Here is a 17374-nt window from a genome sequence, read left to right on the forward strand (position 1 = left end):
CCGTGCGGGAGGGCTTCATCCGTCGAAAGAATGAAACGCGTGCTGCGCACGGTTCAATATTCATTCGCCGTTCATCGACACTGCGCGCGCAAGAGCTGCCGGTTGGTCAGTTCACCTGTAGCATGAACCCGTCGAAGTACGACGCAAGCGCAGCAAAGTCGTCGAGAGGCAGCACGTTCGCGACATACTGGTCGGGCCGCACCACCACCAAGCAGCCGGCTGTCCGATCGATGCCGCGCATGGTGAAAACGTCGTGGCCGCTCTTGAGGTCCGGACAGAACATCTTTTCGTAGTCGCGCAAGCCATAGCGCCCCTTGCGCGGGAGCAGCAGTGGCGGCATCGCCTCGATGGCGAGCTCGCGATGGCCTTGCTGGAACACCGCGCGCAGATCGATCAAGCTGTCGATGTCGGCCCCGTCAGGCGTATATCGCCGGACCGGCGAGTCCCGGGAGTCCGCGAGGAAATTGCACAATGCGCGAATGGCCGAGCCTGCGGCGGCAGGATCTTCGGCGGGCGAAAACGCGTAGAGGCGGAAACGGCCATCGGCCTGTGCGGCGTGACCGAGATGGACCGGCTTTGCATCGGCAAGCCGGATCACCGGGGCGGAATGGAAGCGCTTGCCGATGACGAGGCCCTGCGCGAGGTGCTGATGAGACGCTGCGCCGGTGAGAAGCGACTGGCCGTAATGCGTGGCCGTGCCGGCGGTGTAGCGGCCGTGCCTGACGAAATAGTCCTGCGTCCTGGCGGCGTCGGCGCCGCCGGCCTTGGCGGCGGAGGCGAGAATTCCCGCCCACTCGCGGTCGAAGTCGATCAGCTCCTTGGCAACTGCCTGGCGCTCGGCCGAATAGGAATGCAACAGGTGTGGCGCGCACTGCTTCCGCATGACGGCGGCGAGCTTCCAGCCGAGATTGAAGGCATCCTGCATCGAGACGTTCATGCCCTGCCCCGCCTTCGGACTGTGGGTGTGGCAGGCATCGCCGGCGATGAAGATGCGCGGCAGGCGGCTGGCGACCTCGCCCTCCGGCACGTCATCGAACTTGTCGGTCAGACGCTGGCCGATCTCGTAGACCGACCACCAGGCGATCTCCTTCACCTCGAGCGTATGCGGCTTGAGGATGCGCCGCGCCTTGGCAATCACGTCATCGGCGGTGATGTTGCGGCTAGCGACGCGTTCGCCGGCCTCGAGCCTGGCGAGCTCGACATAGATGCGGACCATGTAGCCCCCTTCTCGGGGAATGATCAGCAGGCTGCCATCCTTTGCCGACTGGACGAGCGACTTGAAGCGGATGTCCGGAAAATCGGTCACGGCCAGCACGTCCATCACGCCCCAGGCGTGGTTGGCGGAATCGCCGTGCAGCTCGCGGCCGATCGACTTGCGCACCGTACTGCGGGCGCCATCGCAACCGACGACATGACGCGCCCTGATCGTCTCGATCTTTCCTTCATTCGCGGCATCGACACGTTCGAGCCGCACGGTCACGGCATGATCGTTGGCCTCCGCAGACCGATCGACTTCGATATCGACCAGACGACGGCTGTAGTAGGGCTCCAGCTCGGCCGGCGCTTTGCGCATGATATCGAGAAAGCCGTCATGGATGCGCGCCTGATTGAGGATGACGTGCGGGAATTCGGACAGCCCGTCCTCGACGTCCTGCACACGGCCGCTGCGGATGATGGTCTCGGGGGAGCGTTCGTCCGGCTTCCAGAACGTCGTCTCGTTGACCCAATAGGCCTCCTTCAGCACGCGCTCGCTGAAGCCATAGGCGTGAAACATTTCCATGGTGCGGCAAGCGATGCCGTCGGCTTGCCCGACCAACAGCCGTTCAGGCTTCTGCTCGACGATGCAGGTCTTGATGTCAGGGAATTGCGCAAGCTGGGCGGCGAGCGTGAGGCCCGCAGGACCACAACCGACGATGAGGACATCGACCTCGTCCGGCACGGCGCCCGCTGCGCCCGAGGCCTGAACGCGCCCGGCGAGATCGGCGATTTCAGGATCGCCCGGCTGAAATCCATTCAGATGAAATTGCATGAACCTCTCCCGGCAAATTTCTGTTTTGATATTGCTCAGTATGCTGACTATCAGTATACTTGTCAATGATCGCGCTGTCCTTGTCCAACGGAGAATTCGGTGAAAGACAACAACGACATGCCCGGGCATCTGGCGCGCCGGTTCCAGCAGATCGCGGTCGCCGTGTTTCTGGCCGAGGTCGAGGAAGCCGGCTTCGACCTGACGCCGGTGCAATACGCCGCGCTCGCGACCATCAAGGCCAATCCGAGCCTCGACCAGGTGACGCTCGCGGGATTGATCGCCTATGACCGCACCACCATCACCGGCGTGATCGATCGCCTGGTGCAGAAGGGGCTGGTCGAGCGCCGCGCCTCCAGCCGCGACCGCCGCGCCCGCGAGCTCGAGATCACCGGCGAGGGCCGGCGCGCGCTGCGCAAGGTTACACCGGCGGTGAAATCGGCCCAGCGCATCCTGCTGCGTGGCCTCAGCGCGAAGGAGGGCGAAGAATTGATGCGGCTGCTGCGCAAGGCGATTGCCGCCGGTAACGATCTGAGCCGCGCGCCGCTCCGCGACATGCCGGCATGATCCGGTATTTTGTACGTATTGTCGCAGCGCCCTGAAACCAGGAACTAACCTTCGGCTGTTAGGGTCGGCAACATTCTGCGCTTAACGCGCGATTAACTCTGCGGTTTGGGAGTTCCGGATGTTCAGGTTCCTCGTTGCGGCCGCGGCCATCGCGCTCTCGACCGGCCATGCGCTGGCAAACGGCCATGGCGGCGGCGATGCCGCTGCTCCGCCCAAGCCCGAGGCGGCGACGGCACCGGCAAAAGTGGTCATCACCAAGCAGGGTCCCAAGCTGGTCGATCCCAAGGGCATGACGCTTTACTATTACGAGCACGACACCACCGGAAAGACGTCGAACTGCAACGGCAAGTGCACCGAGAGCTGGGTGCCGCTCCCCGCCACGGCCGACGCCAAGGCCGTCGGCGACTTCACCGTGATCAGCCGTAACGACGGCAGCAGGATGTGGGCCTACCGCTACCGTCCGCTCTACACCTCCGCCGCCGACAAGACACCGGGCGATGCCAATGGCAACGCGACGACGCTGCAATGGCGCATCGCCCGTCCCGAAAATTAGGCCGAAATCGTCAGCGGTTTTCAGGACCGGTCGGGGCCAGTTCGGTCGGAACAGGCCTGAACGTCGGCATACTCGCGCTCGGCTGTAGCGGCCTGAACTCAGCGTTCACCACCACGGGTCCGGTGGTGAACCAGAGCGCCGCCACGGCCGCGATCGCCAATCCCGCGCCCAGCGCCGCAAGCTCTTTCACGTTTCCGTCCCTAAAGATCAGTTGCTGAGGATGACGCCATGCTGGTGCCGCGACGGATGATCGGCACCGACCAGCGTGTTCGGATCGGTTGCGATCACGGCTTCCGGTAGCGGCATCGGCTCGAGGCCGGCGAAGCGGCGATAGATCGCGCCCATGACAGCTCCGCAGAATGCCGCCGGCACCACGAGAAAGGCAAGCAGCGGCACCGCGAACGCAAGCAACAGCGTACAGGCGAACGCCGCAATGCCGCCAATCGCCGCGTATCCCCAGGCGTTGCGGCGGCTCATGGCTCGCGCGACGTGGTGAACGCAGAGCATGAAGATGCCCGCAGGAATGACCGAGATCGCCATCATGACCATGAAGGTCTGCGCCGGGATCACCGCCGCGAAGATGTGTGCGGTGCTTTTGTCTCCGAAACCGTTCATCAGCAGCGGCACCAACGTATAGGGCAGCAGAGTTGCAAGCACTGTCGGCATCAGCGCGGCGATGACGATGCCTGCAAACGACGTGCGGACGCGGACCGGCCCGGTAAACGCCAGTGGCGGCTTTCCTGGTGAATCGGCAGCGGAAGCTTCCGCGGCTGTGCGCGCAGCCGGGCTCAGCCCGGCGAACTGGCCGTAGAGGAATCCACCGATCATTCCCGCGATGGTCGGCAACAGACCGATCGTCATCACCGTGCCGTCACCGGGTGCTGCCAGCTGGATATGGTTGCGGATCGCAATGCCGTAGCTCACCGCCGCCATGACGCCGCCCATCAAGCCGTAGGCGAGCCGGCTTGAGACCGTCCACTGCCGTAGCACCATATGCCCGGCGAAGAGCAAGGCCGCGTTCATCGCCATGCGGCCGGCATACAACATCAGAATCTGATCCGGGGCCGGCACGCCGACCGGATCCGTCACCTGCCCGCTTGCGATCGCGTAGACCAGCAGCACGGCTTCGACGATGGCCAGCGGAATCAGCGCAGCGAACAGCGCGCGCGGCGAATTCTTGACGAGATACATGCGAGCAACCCCTTGCTCGCTGCACGCTAGGCGCGAGACGTTAGCGACCGCGCAAAACAATGGCTAAAATTGTTGGCAAACACCGCGGCGGGCGGTGCACGCCGGCGCAGCCTTCAGCCTCGCCAGCTTCCGCCCACCTCGGCCTGCGCGCTCTGTCCGGGCGGCAGCACCACGACCATCGAATTGAGCTTCACCCGATCGTACAGATCGATCACGTCCTCGTTGCGCATGCGGATGCAGCCTGACGAGATCGCCTGCCCGATATATTCCGGCTGGTTGGTGCCGTGAATGCGGTAGAGCGTGTCCTTATTGCCGGCATAGAGATAGATGCCGCGCGCGCCCAGCGGATTGGCGGGACCGCCGGGAACGCGCGCCGGATAGGGTCCAAGCCGCGCCTGGATATCTGCCGTCGGAACCCAGTCCGGCCATTCCGCAAGGCGGCCGACCCGCGCAACGCCGGAGAACGCCATGGCTTCCTCCCCGACCGCAACGCCGTAGCGGATCGCCTTGCCCTCCGGCAGCACGTAATAGAGGTAGCGCGCGTCGGTATCGACCAGGATGGTGCCCGGCTGCTCCTTGCGGTGGTAGTCGACGACATGACGGAGATACTGCTCGGGCACGTTCGCCTTCGCGTAAGGCGTATGCGCGAGCAACTGCCGGTCGCGCGGCGTCATGCTCGCGTCCGTCGATGGCGAGAGTGTCGTCTGCATGCAGCCGCCCAGCGGCAGCAAGGCAACGACGAATAGAGCGATTAAAGATCTTGGCACCGCCGGCCCCTGATAGCGGATAGCAGCGCCCCCAGCTTCCCCACATGCTGCCAAAATCGTGCTGAAAACAAGGCAGTACGGAACAATTGGGCGTGTTCGACAAGGTGGGTTCCATCACCACAAACGGCGGAAGAGCGTCGCATCATCTCCATCCTCGCGCCTTGCTTTGGTCAAACCCGGCTGGACTCGTGCGTCATCGGCCGGGCTCATCGGTTTGGAGCTCGCCGCAATAGGTCGGCTCGCGCCAATGCGGACGACCACGACTTAACATCCGGGTTTCAAACATCCGGGCCTCAAAGGAGCTGCGATGCTCGCGACGTTGAACCCTAAGCAAATCGTCGATGAGATCGTGAAGGACACGGTCAAGGACAATGATCCGCACGACGCGATTCAGATTTCGCCCGACATCGTGCTGGCCTCGCGCCCCATCAGCGTTGCGCCCGCGCTGACGCCTGACGTCACGACGCGCCCGGAGCCGAAATTCGCGCCCGAGCCCAAATTCTCGCTGGAGCGCAAAATCTCTCTTGAGCCCAAGTTCAGTCCTGTCTCGGAGCCGCCGGCGGCACCGCCCCACTCCGTCGACACGGCCGTACGCGTAGCAGCGGGCGACGGTCATGGCCCGCGGAAGCGGTCTGCCGTTGGCAGGTGGATGCGCGGCGCGTTCGTCACGTTCGTGTTTGCGGGAGGAAGCGCAGCCGCCACCGTCGCGTGGGAGAAGCACGGCGACACGGCCAAACAGATGCTCGCCGAATGGACCCCCGTCGCGGCGTCGCTGCTGCCATCCGTATCGCAGACCGCCACATCGCAGACCGCGCCGGTCGCCGCCGCGCAGGCCTCGCCAGCCGCGGAGCAAGCTGCCCCGCCTGCGGCACAAGCGGCGGTCGATCAAACCGCCGACCAACCTGTAGCGCCGCCTTCGAGCCAGGTTGCAGCCGCCAGGCCTGCGGCAACACCGCCCGATGCCGGGCAGTCGGTGCAATCGATCACGCGCGACCTTGCCGCGATGGCGCAGCAGATCGAGCAGCTCAAGGCCAACATCGCCGAGTTGAAGGCCGGACAGGAGCAGATGGCGCGCGAGGCGAGCAAGCCGCCGAAGCCGATGGCTGAGGTCAAGCCCGTCGATCCGCGCGCACACGCTGCTGCGGTCTCGCCACGAGCGCCGTCACCACCGCCGGTTCGCAAACCGAAACCGGTCGTATCGCACACTTACATGCCGGCCTATTCGCCTGCGCCACTCGCACCTCCGCCGCCGCCCTCGCAAGCTTCCGCGATGCCGCCGCCTGTCACCACGACTCAAGCCGTTGCCGATGACGACGGACCGATCGTGCGTCCGCCGATGCCGTTGCGCTAAAACCAGCCGCGCAGCAACGCGGGCGCGCTGCTACAACGTCGCGTACGCTGTCCGAGTCGGTGTCATGCGTTGAGTCCGGGTCATTACGGAAAGCGATGCGCAGATCATCTTCCGTTCAAGAGAAAAGGCCGTCGGGAGCTATGCCGGCGGCCTTCTCTTGCAGCTGCCGGTTCCCGGAGCCCGGTTCTGCTGCAATTCCATGCCTCATGATCACGCCACGTATTTAATAAAGTCTTAATGGACCAACACGCTGCACATCATTTCTGCGCTATAAGCACAGAGATTGCGCGGCCTGTTCATTCGATAGATATCGACTCAGTGGTACCATTCCGGACGTGTCGAGATTTCCATTGAAGACTCGTTTTTCAAACTTGGTTCGTCACACCGGGGAATTCGGATGCCTTACTACTCCTTCGACCTTGTGGTTGGTGAAGAGTTCAGAAACCAGGGCGGAATCATTCTCGAAGACATCGAGGTTGCCTCCGACCGCGCCGATCAACTGGCGACCGAGCTGTCGCAGGTCAAGCCGGAACTGCAACAGAAGGGCTGCGCGGTGCGGGTCACCGATCGCGATCACAACGAGCTCTATCGAACACCGCTCGATCCGGTGCCGGCCTGGCGACGCTGACTATTCATCAAAGGACGGCGGCTCGAACCAGTTCGTCAGGGACAATCCGCCGTCGACGACGAAAGCCGCACCGGTGACGTAACCGGAAAGCTTGTTCGACAGCACCGTGACCGCCATGGGTGCGAGATCATTGGCCTCGCCGAGACGCCCGAGCGGAATGTGCCGCGCCAGCGCGGGATCCGCAACGAAGCCGCCGGCCGCGATCGCGCCGGGCACTAGCGCGTTGACGCGGATGCCGTAACGGCCAAACGTTTTAGCCAACTCCTTCACCAGCATCGCCATCGCCGCCTTCGCCGTCGAATAGTGCGGCAGGTTGCGCGGCGTGCCCGCGTGCAGCGAGGTGAGAAACAGGAACGAGCCCGGCCGCTTCGCCGCGATCAGCCGCTTTGCGAGTTCGCGCGCCAGGTGAAAGCCGGCATCGAGATTGACGGCATGCATCTGCTGCCAGATCCTGCGATCGACCGCGAGCGCATGATCGGCCTCCCGCCGCGGCGGCGATGCACTGTGGACCAGATGCGTGATATCGCCCAACGCTGCGTGCGCGGCGGCAAGCAGTGCATCGCACGCATCGAGCTCCGCGAGATCGCCGACCCAAGGCACCGCCAGTTCAGGCCGCGGGCTGGCGCTGATCGCGGCGGTTACCCGCTCGGCGCTGACATCGGCGAACACGGTGCGGACGCCCTCGCCGACCAGGGCCTGCGCGATCGCACGGCCGATGCCGTTGCCCGCGCCGGTCACGAGTGCTGTGTCACGGGCAGGATCGAACGGCGTGCTGAACAGGCTCATGTCGCTCTCCTCGGTCGGATCTCGGGCGACGATAGCGCACTGCGGTCGGAAGCGACAAATTCGCCCCGGCACCATTGCGGAGCAGCCCGCCGGACGCTAGCCTCCCAAAAAACGGAGGAGATACCTGAGGATGCGCTACGGTTTGCTGATCGCCAGCCTGTTGCTGATCGCCGCTCCGGCCGAGGCCGAGGACCACCCACGTTCAACCTACGTCACGCTGGTGTTGCAGGCCTTTGCCGCCAAGATCGAATGCCCGGGCACTGATGTCGTCTACCAGGACCTGGTACAGAAGGCGGAGCAGATGCACCTGCCCGACGGCACCACCGAAAAGGTGCGCAAGGCGATCGCGTGGATGCACACCGGCGGCAAGATGGGCGAGAAGCAGGACGACGATTTGATGGCCGAGGTCGCGGTCGCGACCCAGGCGACCGATCTCAACCAGCGCCGCCTCGGCATGCCCAATTGGTGCGAGGCCCAGAAGACCAACCTCGCCGGGCTGATCCGCGCCAAGGGCGGCTAGCAGGCCGGCTGTCGCGGCACTAAGCACGCGCAGCAAGGTTCTGCGCCGGCCAAAAATTGTCACAATTCTGGAAAGCATGCGGGGCCCTCTTCGAATTCGAACAGGAGCCTCTCATGCGGATGATCCATGTCGTCTTTGCCGGCGCGCTCGCGACCGCCACCGTGCTGACCGGCCCTGTGCTGGCGAAGAATTCAGACAGCCAGAAAACCGAGGGCAATTCGCCCTCCTCGCCCTGCAGCGCGTATCAACAGGCCCCTGACGGGACTTGGGAGCAGCTTCCCTGCAAGGAGGCGGGGGACCGGAGCCAGTCGCAAACCCGGAGATCCCAGTCTCAGGGGAACGAGCGCGAGGGCCGTTAAGGCGACCGCACATCCAGGTGGTTCAGCTCTGGTGAGGCCCGCGGATGATCTTCATGGTGTCGGCGGTGTGACGCCACTGCCTGGCCTCATCGCCCTCGCTGCGGCCCTCGCAAGCCTGGGCCTGCTCGGCGGCCTTCACGATCGCAGCAAACCGCGCTGTTCGAGCATCTGCCGCGCGATGGTATGGACCTGGACCTCGTCTCTCGAAACCACGGGGCCAGGCTCGGCTCTCCGTGGTCTTCGATCACGATTTGGCCGCAGGCCCCGTTTCGCCGCCGTCGATCACATCGGCAGGCTCCGGGATCGTGCATGACGCGAAAGACAAGGCGGCCCGCTATGCCCAGCGGACCGCCTTCTCACCCACCCCAAATGGGTCGTCCTTAGTCGCGTGCCCTATGCGACCGCCGCCTTCTTGCGCTCGAAATCGTTGGGCACCTCGATGTCGACCTCCAGGGTCGACACCTCGTCGCCGCGCTCGAGCCGCACGATGACCTTGGTCGGATCCAGCATCACATGCTTGGAGACCACAGCGAGAATTTCCTCACGCAGCACGCCGAGCAGATCGGGCTGGCCGCGCATTCCGCGTTCATGAGCAAGCAGAATCTGCAGCCGTTCGCGTGCGACGGGTGCAGAGGCCTTGTTGCCGCGGAGAAGCCGAAGCAGACCCATGCTCATGCCGCCCTCCGTCGCAGCAGACGATCCATGAAGCCCTTGCGCTCGGTCGGCACCTGCATCGGCACGGTGTCACCGCACAGCCGGCGGGCCGCGTCGATATAGGCCCGCGCCGGCGCGCCATCGGCGTTCGCCAGCGTCACCGGCGTGCCGACGTTGGAGGCGCGCAGCACGTCCTGGCTCTCGGGGATGATGCCGAGCAAGGGTGTCGCGAGGATCTCGAGGATATCCTCGATCGTCAGCATCTCGCCGCGCGCAGCGCGCGAGGGATCGTAGCGCGTGATGAGGATGTGCTTCTCGACCCGCTCGCCCTTCTCGGCCCGCACCGTCTTGGAATCGAGCATGCCGATGATGCGGTCGGAATCGCGCACCGATGAGACTTCCGGATTGGTGACGATCACCGCCTCGTCGGCAAAGCGCATCGCCATGGAGGCGCCGCGCTCGATGCCGGCCGGGCTGTCGCAGATCACCCAGTCGAAACGGGCGCGCAGATCGTCGATGACCTTACCGACACCCTCTTCGGTCAGCGCGTCCTTGTCGCGGGTTTGCGAGGCCGGCAGCAGCCAGAGGTTCTCCAGCCGTTTGTCCTTGATCAGCGCCTGCGGCAGCTTTGCAACCCCCTGCACCACGTTGATGAGGTCGAACACGACGCGGCGTTCGGCGCCCATCACCAGGTCGAGGTTGCGCAAGCCGACGTCGAAATCGACGACGACGACCTTTTCGCCGCGTTGCGCGAGCGCAGCTCCCAGTGCGGCGGTCGTCGTGGTCTTGCCGACGCCCCCCTTGCCTGACGTTACGACCAGTACCTTGGCCATCTCTCAAATCTCCTTCTGGTCAGTTCAGCGCGGTAATTCGCATGGTGTCGCCCTGCAGGAAGGCTTGGGCAGGCCGGCCGCGAAGGGCGGCGTCGATATCGTCGGCGGTCTGGTAAAACCCATCGATCGCAAGCAGTTCGGCCTCGATCTTCTGGCAATAGATGCGCGCGCTGGTGTGACCGTTCACGCCGGCCATGGCGCGGCCGCGCAGCGCGCCGTAGATATGAATGGAGCCGCCAGCGACGACCTCGGCGCCGGAGCCGACCGAGCCCAAAATGGTGACGTCGCCTTCAGGAAAGATCACGGTCTGGCCCGACCGCACCGGATTTTCGAGCAGCAGTGACGTCGGCTTTGCGGCGGCCTTGGTCTCGGCCTTCTTGGGCGCGCTCGGCTCGACCACGCAGCTCCGTCCGCCCGACAGCAGCGGCGGCATCATGGGGGTCAACCGGCCCTCCTCCACGCCCTCGATGCCGAGCACGCGGATGTTGCGGTCCTGCAGGCTGGTGAGCAGATGGCCGATGCCGGTCTGGCTGAGATCGACCGAGGACAGATCGATCACCACGGGCCGGCCGGCAAAGAAGCCCGGCGAGCGGGCGATGGTAGTGTCGATCTCGTGCAGCCAGTCCTGCACCGGAACCGTCGGCGTGAACACGAAAGCCACGTAGGAGCGCCCGCGCAGGCGCACCATTTGGCGTTGAGGTTTGACTGCAGCCTCCATAGCGGCCGACTCGTTTCCTGTTATTGAATGGTTAACGATGCGGCGGATATGGTTAACGGCCGGTTAATTTCTCCGTGGGGTTACGTGGAATGACCGATGTCGTGCTCTCGTGTCCCGGACGCGCTGCAGCGCCCAAGCGCTGCTGTGCAGAGCCCGGGACAGCGGCCGCACGGGTCATGTGCTCGGCAAATATGGGCCCCGCTCCGCAGCGCACTGCGGAGGAGGCGCTGCGCTGCGCGCTCAGCTCTTGTTGCGCATCTTGCCGAGCAAATAGTTGTCGTAAAAATTCTCCGCGATCTGCGTATAGAACAGCAGCTCCTTCATATAGGCGTCGTGGCTGTCCTTGGTCCGCTTGAACAGCTCGCTCTTGGCGGCGAGTTCGTTGAGATGGTCCTGGGTGGCGTTGTAGCAGGCCTCCAGCACCGGTTGGGGAAACGCCTTCAGCTCCGCGCCATTGGCGATCAGCCGCTTCAGCGCCGCCGGATTCACGCTGTCGTATTTCTCGAGCATCCAGGCGCCGGCTGCCGCGCCCGCCTGGTTGACGATCGCCTGGTACTGCTTGGGTAGCGAGGCCCATTTCTCGTCGTTGACGATCATGTGCAGCATGGCGCCGCCTTCCCACCAGCCGGGGAAGTAGTAGTATTTGGCGACCTTCTGGAAGCCGAGCTTCTCGTCGTCATAGGGACCGACGAACTCGACCGCATCGATCGTGCCCTTCTCCAGCGCCGGATAGATGTCGCCGCCCGCGATCTGCTGCGGGACGACCCCGAGTCTTGCCAGCACATGGCCGCCCATGCCGGCGATACGGAATTTGAGACCCTTGAGGTCGTCGACAGTCTTGATCTCCTTGCGAAACCAGCCGCCCATCTGGGTGCCGGAATTGCCGCAGAGGATCGCGTGTGCCTTGAACGGTTTCAGCGCCTCATTGGTGAGGTCGGCGCCGCCGCCGAAATGCCACCACGATTCCTGATGACGATGGTTCATGCCGAAGGGCGCGCCGGTGGCATAGGCCAGCGCGGGCTCCTTGCCGATGTAGAAATACAGCGGGGTCTGCGCCATCTCCACCGAGCCGGTGCTGACGGCATCGAGCGCCTGCAAGCCCGGAACGATCTCGCCGGCGCCAAAGGTCTGGATCTGGAATTTGTTGTCGGTGGCCTCCGCGACGTATTTGGCAAAGGTCTGCGCCGTGCCGTAGATGGTGTCGAGCGACTTCGGGAAGCTCGAGGTCAGGCGCCATTTGATCTCGGGCGTGCTCTGCGCGATCGCAGGAGCAGCAACCAGCGTCGTCGCGCCGGCGACCGCGCCGCCCCTGAGGAATGTACGGCGTTTCATGTGGAGGTTCTCCCTTGATGTCAGCTTCGAAACGGGTGGCTCTGTGAACCGGCCTGGCCACGGACTTGGCTGACCGTTTGCCTGTTCCTGCTGCGGAGTTCAAGCTGCGAGAACGCATGGCGCCGCGGCCAACGGCCCTCAGAACGGGCGCACCGAACCAAGGGCTTGCCGAAAGTGCCTCAGGTATCCTGGAGAAAGACCGCGAGCGCCTGCTGTAGTTCCTTGAACGCGCGCGCTCCGATCTTGGCCGCAAGCATCTTCTCGCTCTCGGCAATCGCCGGGCGCAAGCGGCCCAGCAGCGTCGCCCCGGCCGGCGTAAGATACAGGACATAATAACGGCGGTTGATCGCGGAGGCCGAACGCTGCACCAGGCCCCGCCGCTCCAGATGATCCACCAGCCGCCCGAGCCCGGCCCGCTCGATCGACAGGGATTGCGCAATGGCGAGCTGATTGACGCCCGGGTTGGCATCGATCACCGACAGCACGGAGAACTGCGCCGGGCTGATGTCGAAGGCGGCGAGCCGCCGGCTGACGTCCTTGAAGACCCAGAGCTGGGCCCGCCGGATACGGTAACCGAGCGAACGAGACAGATCGTCGGAGGCGAGCAGCTTCGGCCGAGCGGGCTTTGCAGCCGCTGCCGCGCGCGGTGCGGATCGCTGCGGCTTTCCTACAGGCGCCCCGCGCGGCGCGCGCTTGGACGATCGCTTCCTGACGCCCGTCTTCTTCGGCTCCATCGACGATGATCTTTCGCGCAGCGGCATCCCGTCCCGGTCATCCGCCCGCCGCAATACGAGCGGGGCCAAAGGGGGATGACGTCCGTGTTTCCATCAGAGATGAGGGCTGCGAAGCGTGCGCTGGCGCGCGGTGCGATACCATGCAGCGCGCCTCTGCACGCTCCGTGCAGAATGGTGCCGCTGCGCGCCCGGCGATCGCACCGTCACCGGCGCCTTTGCAGCGACATCAATCAACGACACCGACTGAACGCGCGCGCCTTCATGGGCCGCATCCGCTCGACCATCATATGAAAACAGGGAGGGACTGACATGAAGCGCCTATTTCTCGCATCGACGATCATGGCCGGCTATGCCGCTCTCGGCGCGCAGGCTCTTGCGCACGGATTTCCTCCGAGCGGCGTCGCGCCGCGCGCGTCCTGCACCGCCCTCACCGGCCTCACACTGCCGAACACGAAGATCCTGAGCGCGACGCAGAAGTCCGGCTATTGCAACGTGATCGGCATCATCAACAAGCGCGTGTCTACGCAGGATCCCGACCATTTCACCTACGGCATCGGCTTCGCGCTCAACCTGCCCAACACCTGGCACGGCCGTTTCGAGATGATGGGCGGCGGCGGCACCGACGGCAGCCTCAATGCGGATCCGCAAGGCGCTGCCGGCACCGAGCTCGGCCAAGGCTGGGCTGTCGCGGCCAATGACGGCGGCCACGAAGACAACGCCAACAATGTCGTGGGCGGACATCAGGATGACGATGTCAATGCCGGCGGCTCCGCGCATTTCGCGATCGACGCGCAAGCACGCAGGGACTACGGCTACAACGGCATCGAGAAGACTGCGACGATCTCCAAGCAGGTCATCTCCTATTTTTACGGCCTCGACACCGTTTATTCCTACATCACGGGCTGCTCGAACGGCGGCCGTGACGCCATGATGGCCTCGCAGCGCTTCCCCTGGCTGTTCGACGGCGTCATCTCGCAAAATCCCGGCTTCAACCTGCCCCAAGCGGGCCTTGCGGAAGCCTGGAACGAGCAGGTGCTCGGCACACTTGCGACCAGCAACGACATCAATGGGCAGCCCTTCATTCCCGACACGTTTCCCGTGCAGGATCTTCAGGTGGCCTCCGCCGATCCTGAGTGCCTGCGACGCCCTCGACGGTCTGGTCGACGGCATCATCGACAATTATCACGCCTGCACGGCGAAGAAGGTGTATCCGGCTCTTGCCTCCTACACCTGCGGCACCGGCTCGCATGGCAGCAGGCCGCATGGCGGCACCTGCCTCACTCCCCCGCAAGTGAACGCGCTCAAGAAGATTTATGCCGGGCCGGTCAACTCGAAGGGGCAGCGGCTCTATTCGAACTGGTTCTGGGATGCCGGCATCTGGACACCGCCGACTGCGCCGGGCGCGGGCTGGCAGCTCTGGAACGTCGTCACCGCGCCGGTGCCCGGTGTCAACACCGCGATCAACCTGACGCTCGGCGCAGGCGCGATCCCGATGATCTTCCAAACGCCGCCGGTCGTCACGCCCGTCAACGGGCCGAACGGCCAGGAAGCCTTCGTGTTCAAATTCAACTTCGACACCGACGCGCCGAAGATCTTCACCAAGACAGCGGCCTATCCCGAAAGCAGCATGGACTTCATGGCCGCGACATCGGCCGATCTGCGGCCGTTCAGGGCTCGCGGCGGCAAGCTGATCATCTCCTCCTCGGTGAATGACGGCATCTTCTCCGGCGCCGCGATCGCCCGCTGGTATCGCAGCATGGACTGGCGCATGGGGGGACGCGCCGAGGATTTCGCGCGGCTGTTCATGGTGCCGAACATGGCCCATTGCGGCGGCGGCGCGGCCACGGCCAACTTCGCGGGCAACGAGCTCAAGGCTATCACCGACTGGGTCGAGAAAGGCATCGCGCCGGAACGCATCGTCGCGGCCAACACCAACGCGACTTCACCCTATCCGGCTGGCGGGCTGTTCGATCCGCGCATTGCCATCAACTTCCCGGCCAGTGGCACGCGGCCGCTTTGCGTCTATCCGAAGATCGCCGCCTACAAGGGCAGCGGCCTGACCAACGATGCCGGCAACTTCGCCTGCATCGACGCGGGCTTCAGGCGCGGCGGCGATCACGACTTCCACGACGACGACGATGGGCACGACGGCCACGGGCACTGATCGTCGCAACACTCACGCTGGCGCCCGGACGCAGCGCATTGCTTTCCTGGCGATGCGAAGCATCGTTAAGTAGCGGTGCGCTGCAGAGCCGGGACCCATGCTCCGCGGTGTACCGTGTTGCTTTGGGTCCCGGCTCTGCGCAGCAGCGCTGGAGCGCTGCGGCGCGTCCGGGACACGGGATCCCTTACGCGCGCGTCGCCATCCCGTCCTTGCGAAATCCGAGGCCTCATGCGGGGCACTGCGTCAGAGCAGCTTCGCGCTCACGAACAGCGTGCGCACGGCGTTGGTCGCCTGCACCACCAGCATCGCGTTACCGGACGCGCCTTCCAGGGCCGCGACGGCATCCTCATGCAGGGAGCGGAATTCCATCCACTCGACCGACTTGAAGTTGGTGAGAAATTGATAGGCCTGGCCGACAGTCGCGATCGCCAGCGTGTCGCCGTTCAACTTGATCTTGAACGTCGTACGCAGCGGGGTCTCGGAATTTGTTGGATCACTCATGGGCTGCTTCTGGACGATGCCGGCTTAACGAACGGGAAATGGCAGCCCGCCGTAGCAGGCCAGCAGGCAAATGTCAGGAGTCGGTGCTGGCGCGCTGCGAGGCGGTCGCCGATCCGCTCAGGCTCGGCACCACGACAAGACGGTTGAACTCGCCATTGTCGTAAGCCTTGAGGAAACGATCATAGTCCTTGATCGAGACGCAGCCGTTGGAGTCGCCGCGCGGCCCGAGCATGTAGCTATGGGTGAGAAGGCCGACGCGGCCGAGCGCACTGGTGCCCTCGGTCGGCGTCAAGCGCAGGGCGCGGATGCCGTGGAACGGCTTTTCGCGTGGCTTCAGGTCGTAGATCGCAGGCGGGGTCGCCCCCACCATGCGCTGATCGACATGATCGGGGTCGTCCATCAGCGCGCCCATGCCCGAATGGGCTTCCAGCGCGACGCCGCTCGGCAGGTACAGCGCCTTGGCCTTGATGTCATAGACCGCCGTCCGCGAATCGTAGCCGAGGGCGGCCAGATCCGGCGCCTTGCCGAACAGGCCATCACCGGGGGTCAGCGAAGCCAGCCTGATCTTGTCGGTGAATTTTTCGAAGAAGTTGCGGTTGTCGACCCTGGGGTTGGTCTCCGCATAGGCCTGGCTCGAGGCGATCTGGGCGGAGAAGTCTGCCTGGGTCGGGCGCGAGCGCGGCATCGGGACCGCGTCGGCGCGCTGCGAGGGCCTTCTCTCGTCAACGGGCCTGTCGTCATCGGTCAGGGTCGAGCGCCAGTCATCGCCCTGCAGCTTCTGGGCGAGCATCGCCCTGGCATCGCGCAATTTGAGCTGGACCGCATTCACGGCGGAGCGCTCCAGCGTCCGAAGGCCAAGCTCGCGGGCGGGCGGGTTGCCGGACGCCGAAGCAAAACGATCATCGAACGAAGGGGCCTTGGCCGGCGGCAGTGCGGCGGTGACCAGCGAGGCCGAATCCCCGATGTCCGCGACCCAGGCGGCGGCGCCCAGTGCCAGCGCGAAGGCAGCAAGTGACAGCAAAACGCGCTCGGCCCGCCCGATACGGCGGCGCGACAACAGCCTCTCGGCGTGTGCTGCGTCGGAAACCATCAGCTCCCCAAATCGACCCCCGGGGGGCCCAACCCCCACCCAGAGACTCTATACCAGCTACCACATTGGGAGCCAAAAGTTAGGCATAATCGCGGCCGGCAAGGGTCCGACTGGGCATATCGAGGTACCAAATGACCGATCCTTTCGATCTAGACCGGTTTGTCCGGGCCCAGGACCCGGTCTATCGCGAGGTTCAGGGGGAGCTGACCCGAGGGCGGAAGCAGAGCCACTGGATGTGGTTCGTCTTCCCCCAAATCGCAGGCCTCGGCTTCAGCGCCATGTCGCAGCGCTACGCCATCGGCTCCCGCGCGGAGGCGAGGGCCTACCTCGCCCACCCCATCCTCGGTCCGCGCCTGATCGAATGCACGAGGCTCGTGCTTGCCATCGAAGGCCGGACCATCAACGCCATCCTCGGCGCGCCCGATGACACGAAATTCCGCTCGTCGATGACGCTGTTCGACGCGGTGTCCACAGAAGCCGTTTTCGACGGGGCGCTCGCCAGATATTTTTCCGGCGAGCGCGACCGTGCAACGCTCGAAATCCTCGCGGCGCTTGACCACGACGCCAAGTGACCAAGGCCACCAGCGTAAACCCGGGATT

At 64.6% G+C, this 17374-nt stretch carries 20 protein-coding genes and 1 pseudogene; 9 read left to right on the forward strand and 12 right to left on the reverse strand.

All coding sequences use genetic code 11. The annotated features are described in order from the left end of the window. Window positions 1–106 precede the first annotated feature (106 nt). Window positions 107–2029 carry an FAD-binding monooxygenase gene (locus IVB28_RS17155; protein ID WP_247527692.1) on the reverse strand — a complete coding sequence of 641 codons (1923 nt, stop codon included), beginning with the start codon at window positions 2027–2029 and terminating at the stop codon, window positions 107–109. Window positions 2030–2128: 99 nt separating this feature from the next. Between IVB28_RS17155 and IVB28_RS17160 the strand changes: the two genes are divergently transcribed. Together IVB28_RS17160 and IVB28_RS17165 are read left to right on the forward strand one after the other, a co-directional pair. Continuing rightward, window positions 2129–2593: a MarR family winged helix-turn-helix transcriptional regulator gene (locus tag IVB28_RS17160; RefSeq protein WP_247527694.1), complete on the forward strand. Its 465-nt coding sequence runs from the start codon at window positions 2129–2131 to the stop codon at window positions 2591–2593. Between the two features lie 118 nt (window positions 2594–2711). Continuing rightward, window positions 2712–3146, forward strand: a complete 435-nt coding sequence (locus IVB28_RS17165; protein WP_247527696.1) for a hypothetical protein — start codon at window positions 2712–2714, stop codon at window positions 3144–3146. 10 nt (window positions 3147–3156) lie between these two features. Here the strand turns inward: IVB28_RS17165 and IVB28_RS17170 are convergent, their stop codons facing one another. The 3 genes from IVB28_RS17170 to IVB28_RS17180 form a co-directional block, all read right to left on the reverse strand. After that, complete coding sequence (locus IVB28_RS17170) at window positions 3157–3336, reverse strand: hypothetical protein (RefSeq protein WP_247527697.1); 180 nt, start codon at window positions 3334–3336, stop codon at window positions 3157–3159. Between the two features lie 17 nt (window positions 3337–3353). Then, window positions 3354–4337 (reverse strand): hypothetical protein, encoded by a 984-nt coding sequence (locus tag IVB28_RS17175; protein ID WP_247527699.1) that lies wholly within the window; start codon window positions 4335–4337, stop codon window positions 3354–3356. 113 nt (window positions 4338–4450) lie between these two features. Beyond that, window positions 4451–5104, reverse strand: coding sequence for a L,D-transpeptidase (locus IVB28_RS17180; protein WP_247527700.1), 654 nt, complete (start codon window positions 5102–5104; stop codon window positions 4451–4453). 307 nt (window positions 5105–5411) lie between these two features. Between IVB28_RS17180 and IVB28_RS17185 the strand changes: the two genes are divergently transcribed. Then, complete coding sequence (locus tag IVB28_RS17185) at window positions 5412–6455, forward strand: hypothetical protein (protein WP_247527701.1); 1044 nt, start codon at window positions 5412–5414, stop codon at window positions 6453–6455. Between the two features lie 397 nt (window positions 6456–6852). Further along, the gene (locus IVB28_RS17190) at window positions 6853–7083 is read left to right on the forward strand and encodes a hypothetical protein (protein ID WP_200454753.1); all 231 of its coding nucleotides are present in this window, start codon (window positions 6853–6855) and stop codon (window positions 7081–7083) included. Here IVB28_RS17190 and IVB28_RS17195 read toward each other — a convergent pair whose 3' ends face one another. After that, window positions 7084–7869: an SDR family oxidoreductase gene (locus IVB28_RS17195; RefSeq protein WP_247527702.1), complete on the reverse strand. Its 786-nt coding sequence runs from the start codon at window positions 7867–7869 to the stop codon at window positions 7084–7086. Window positions 7870–7999: 130 nt separating this feature from the next. On the opposite strand from IVB28_RS17195, the gene IVB28_RS17200 reads away from it, so the two are divergent. After that, window positions 8000–8389, forward strand: coding sequence for a hypothetical protein (locus tag IVB28_RS17200; protein WP_247527703.1), 390 nt, complete (start codon window positions 8000–8002; stop codon window positions 8387–8389). 113 nt (window positions 8390–8502) lie between these two features. Beyond that, window positions 8503–8748 (forward strand): hypothetical protein, encoded by a 246-nt coding sequence (locus IVB28_RS17205; protein WP_247527704.1) that lies wholly within the window; start codon window positions 8503–8505, stop codon window positions 8746–8748. A 393-nt stretch (window positions 8749–9141) separates the two neighbouring features. Here IVB28_RS17205 and minE read toward each other — a convergent pair whose 3' ends face one another. The 5 genes from minE to IVB28_RS17230 all read right to left on the reverse strand — a co-directional run bounded on the left by minE (window position 9142) and on the right by IVB28_RS17230 (window position 13046). Continuing rightward, a complete protein-coding gene (minE, locus tag IVB28_RS17210) occupies window positions 9142–9423 on the reverse strand; it encodes a cell division topological specificity factor MinE (protein ID WP_212326333.1) in 282 nt (93 codons plus the stop codon). Further along, window positions 9420–10235 (reverse strand): septum site-determining protein MinD, encoded by an 816-nt coding sequence (gene minD / locus IVB28_RS17215; protein WP_247527705.1) that lies wholly within the window; start codon window positions 10233–10235, stop codon window positions 9420–9422. The genes minE and minD overlap by 4 nt, the downstream gene beginning before the upstream one ends. Window positions 10236–10254: 19 nt before the next feature. Next, a complete protein-coding gene (gene minC, locus IVB28_RS17220) occupies window positions 10255–10953 on the reverse strand; it encodes a septum site-determining protein MinC (protein ID WP_247527707.1) in 699 nt (232 codons plus the stop codon). Between the two features lie 240 nt (window positions 10954–11193). After that, window positions 11194–12285, reverse strand: a complete 1092-nt coding sequence (locus IVB28_RS17225) for a substrate-binding domain-containing protein (protein ID WP_247527709.1) — start codon at window positions 12283–12285, stop codon at window positions 11194–11196. 179 nt (window positions 12286–12464) lie between these two features. Further along, complete coding sequence (locus IVB28_RS17230) at window positions 12465–13046, reverse strand: MarR family transcriptional regulator (protein ID WP_247527710.1); 582 nt, start codon at window positions 13044–13046, stop codon at window positions 12465–12467. Window positions 13047–13358: 312 nt separating this feature from the next. Between IVB28_RS17230 and IVB28_RS29370 the strand changes: the two are divergent. Next, window positions 13359–14003 (forward strand): annotated as a pseudogene (locus IVB28_RS29370) (tannase/feruloyl esterase family alpha/beta hydrolase); the annotation flags it as partial. Window positions 14004–14085: 82 nt separating this feature from the next. Beyond that, window positions 14086–15183: a tannase/feruloyl esterase family alpha/beta hydrolase gene (locus IVB28_RS29375; RefSeq protein ID WP_253075162.1), complete on the forward strand. Its 1098-nt coding sequence runs from the start codon at window positions 14086–14088 to the stop codon at window positions 15181–15183. Window positions 15184–15426: 243 nt separating this feature from the next. Here the strand turns inward: IVB28_RS29375 and IVB28_RS17240 are convergent, their stop codons facing one another. Together IVB28_RS17240 and IVB28_RS17245 are read right to left on the reverse strand one after the other, a co-directional pair. Further along, on the reverse strand, window positions 15427–15684 hold the full coding sequence (locus IVB28_RS17240; RefSeq protein WP_247527711.1) for a hypothetical protein: 258 nt from the start codon (window positions 15682–15684) through the stop codon (window positions 15427–15429). 73 nt (window positions 15685–15757) lie between these two features. Beyond that, the gene (locus IVB28_RS17245) at window positions 15758–16705 is read right to left on the reverse strand and encodes a DUF2778 domain-containing protein (RefSeq protein ID WP_247528575.1); all 948 of its coding nucleotides are present in this window, start codon (window positions 16703–16705) and stop codon (window positions 15758–15760) included. Between the two features lie 200 nt (window positions 16706–16905). Here IVB28_RS17245 and IVB28_RS17250 point away from each other — a divergent pair, with 200 nt between their 5' ends. Further along, entirely contained in the window at window positions 16906–17346 is a 441-nt protein-coding gene (locus tag IVB28_RS17250) for a DUF1810 domain-containing protein (RefSeq protein ID WP_247527713.1), read from the forward strand. Window positions 17347–17374 lie beyond the last annotated feature (28 nt).

This window comes from Bradyrhizobium sp. 199 (assembly GCF_023073355.1).
Classification (GTDB): domain Bacteria; phylum Pseudomonadota; class Alphaproteobacteria; order Rhizobiales; family Xanthobacteraceae; genus Bradyrhizobium.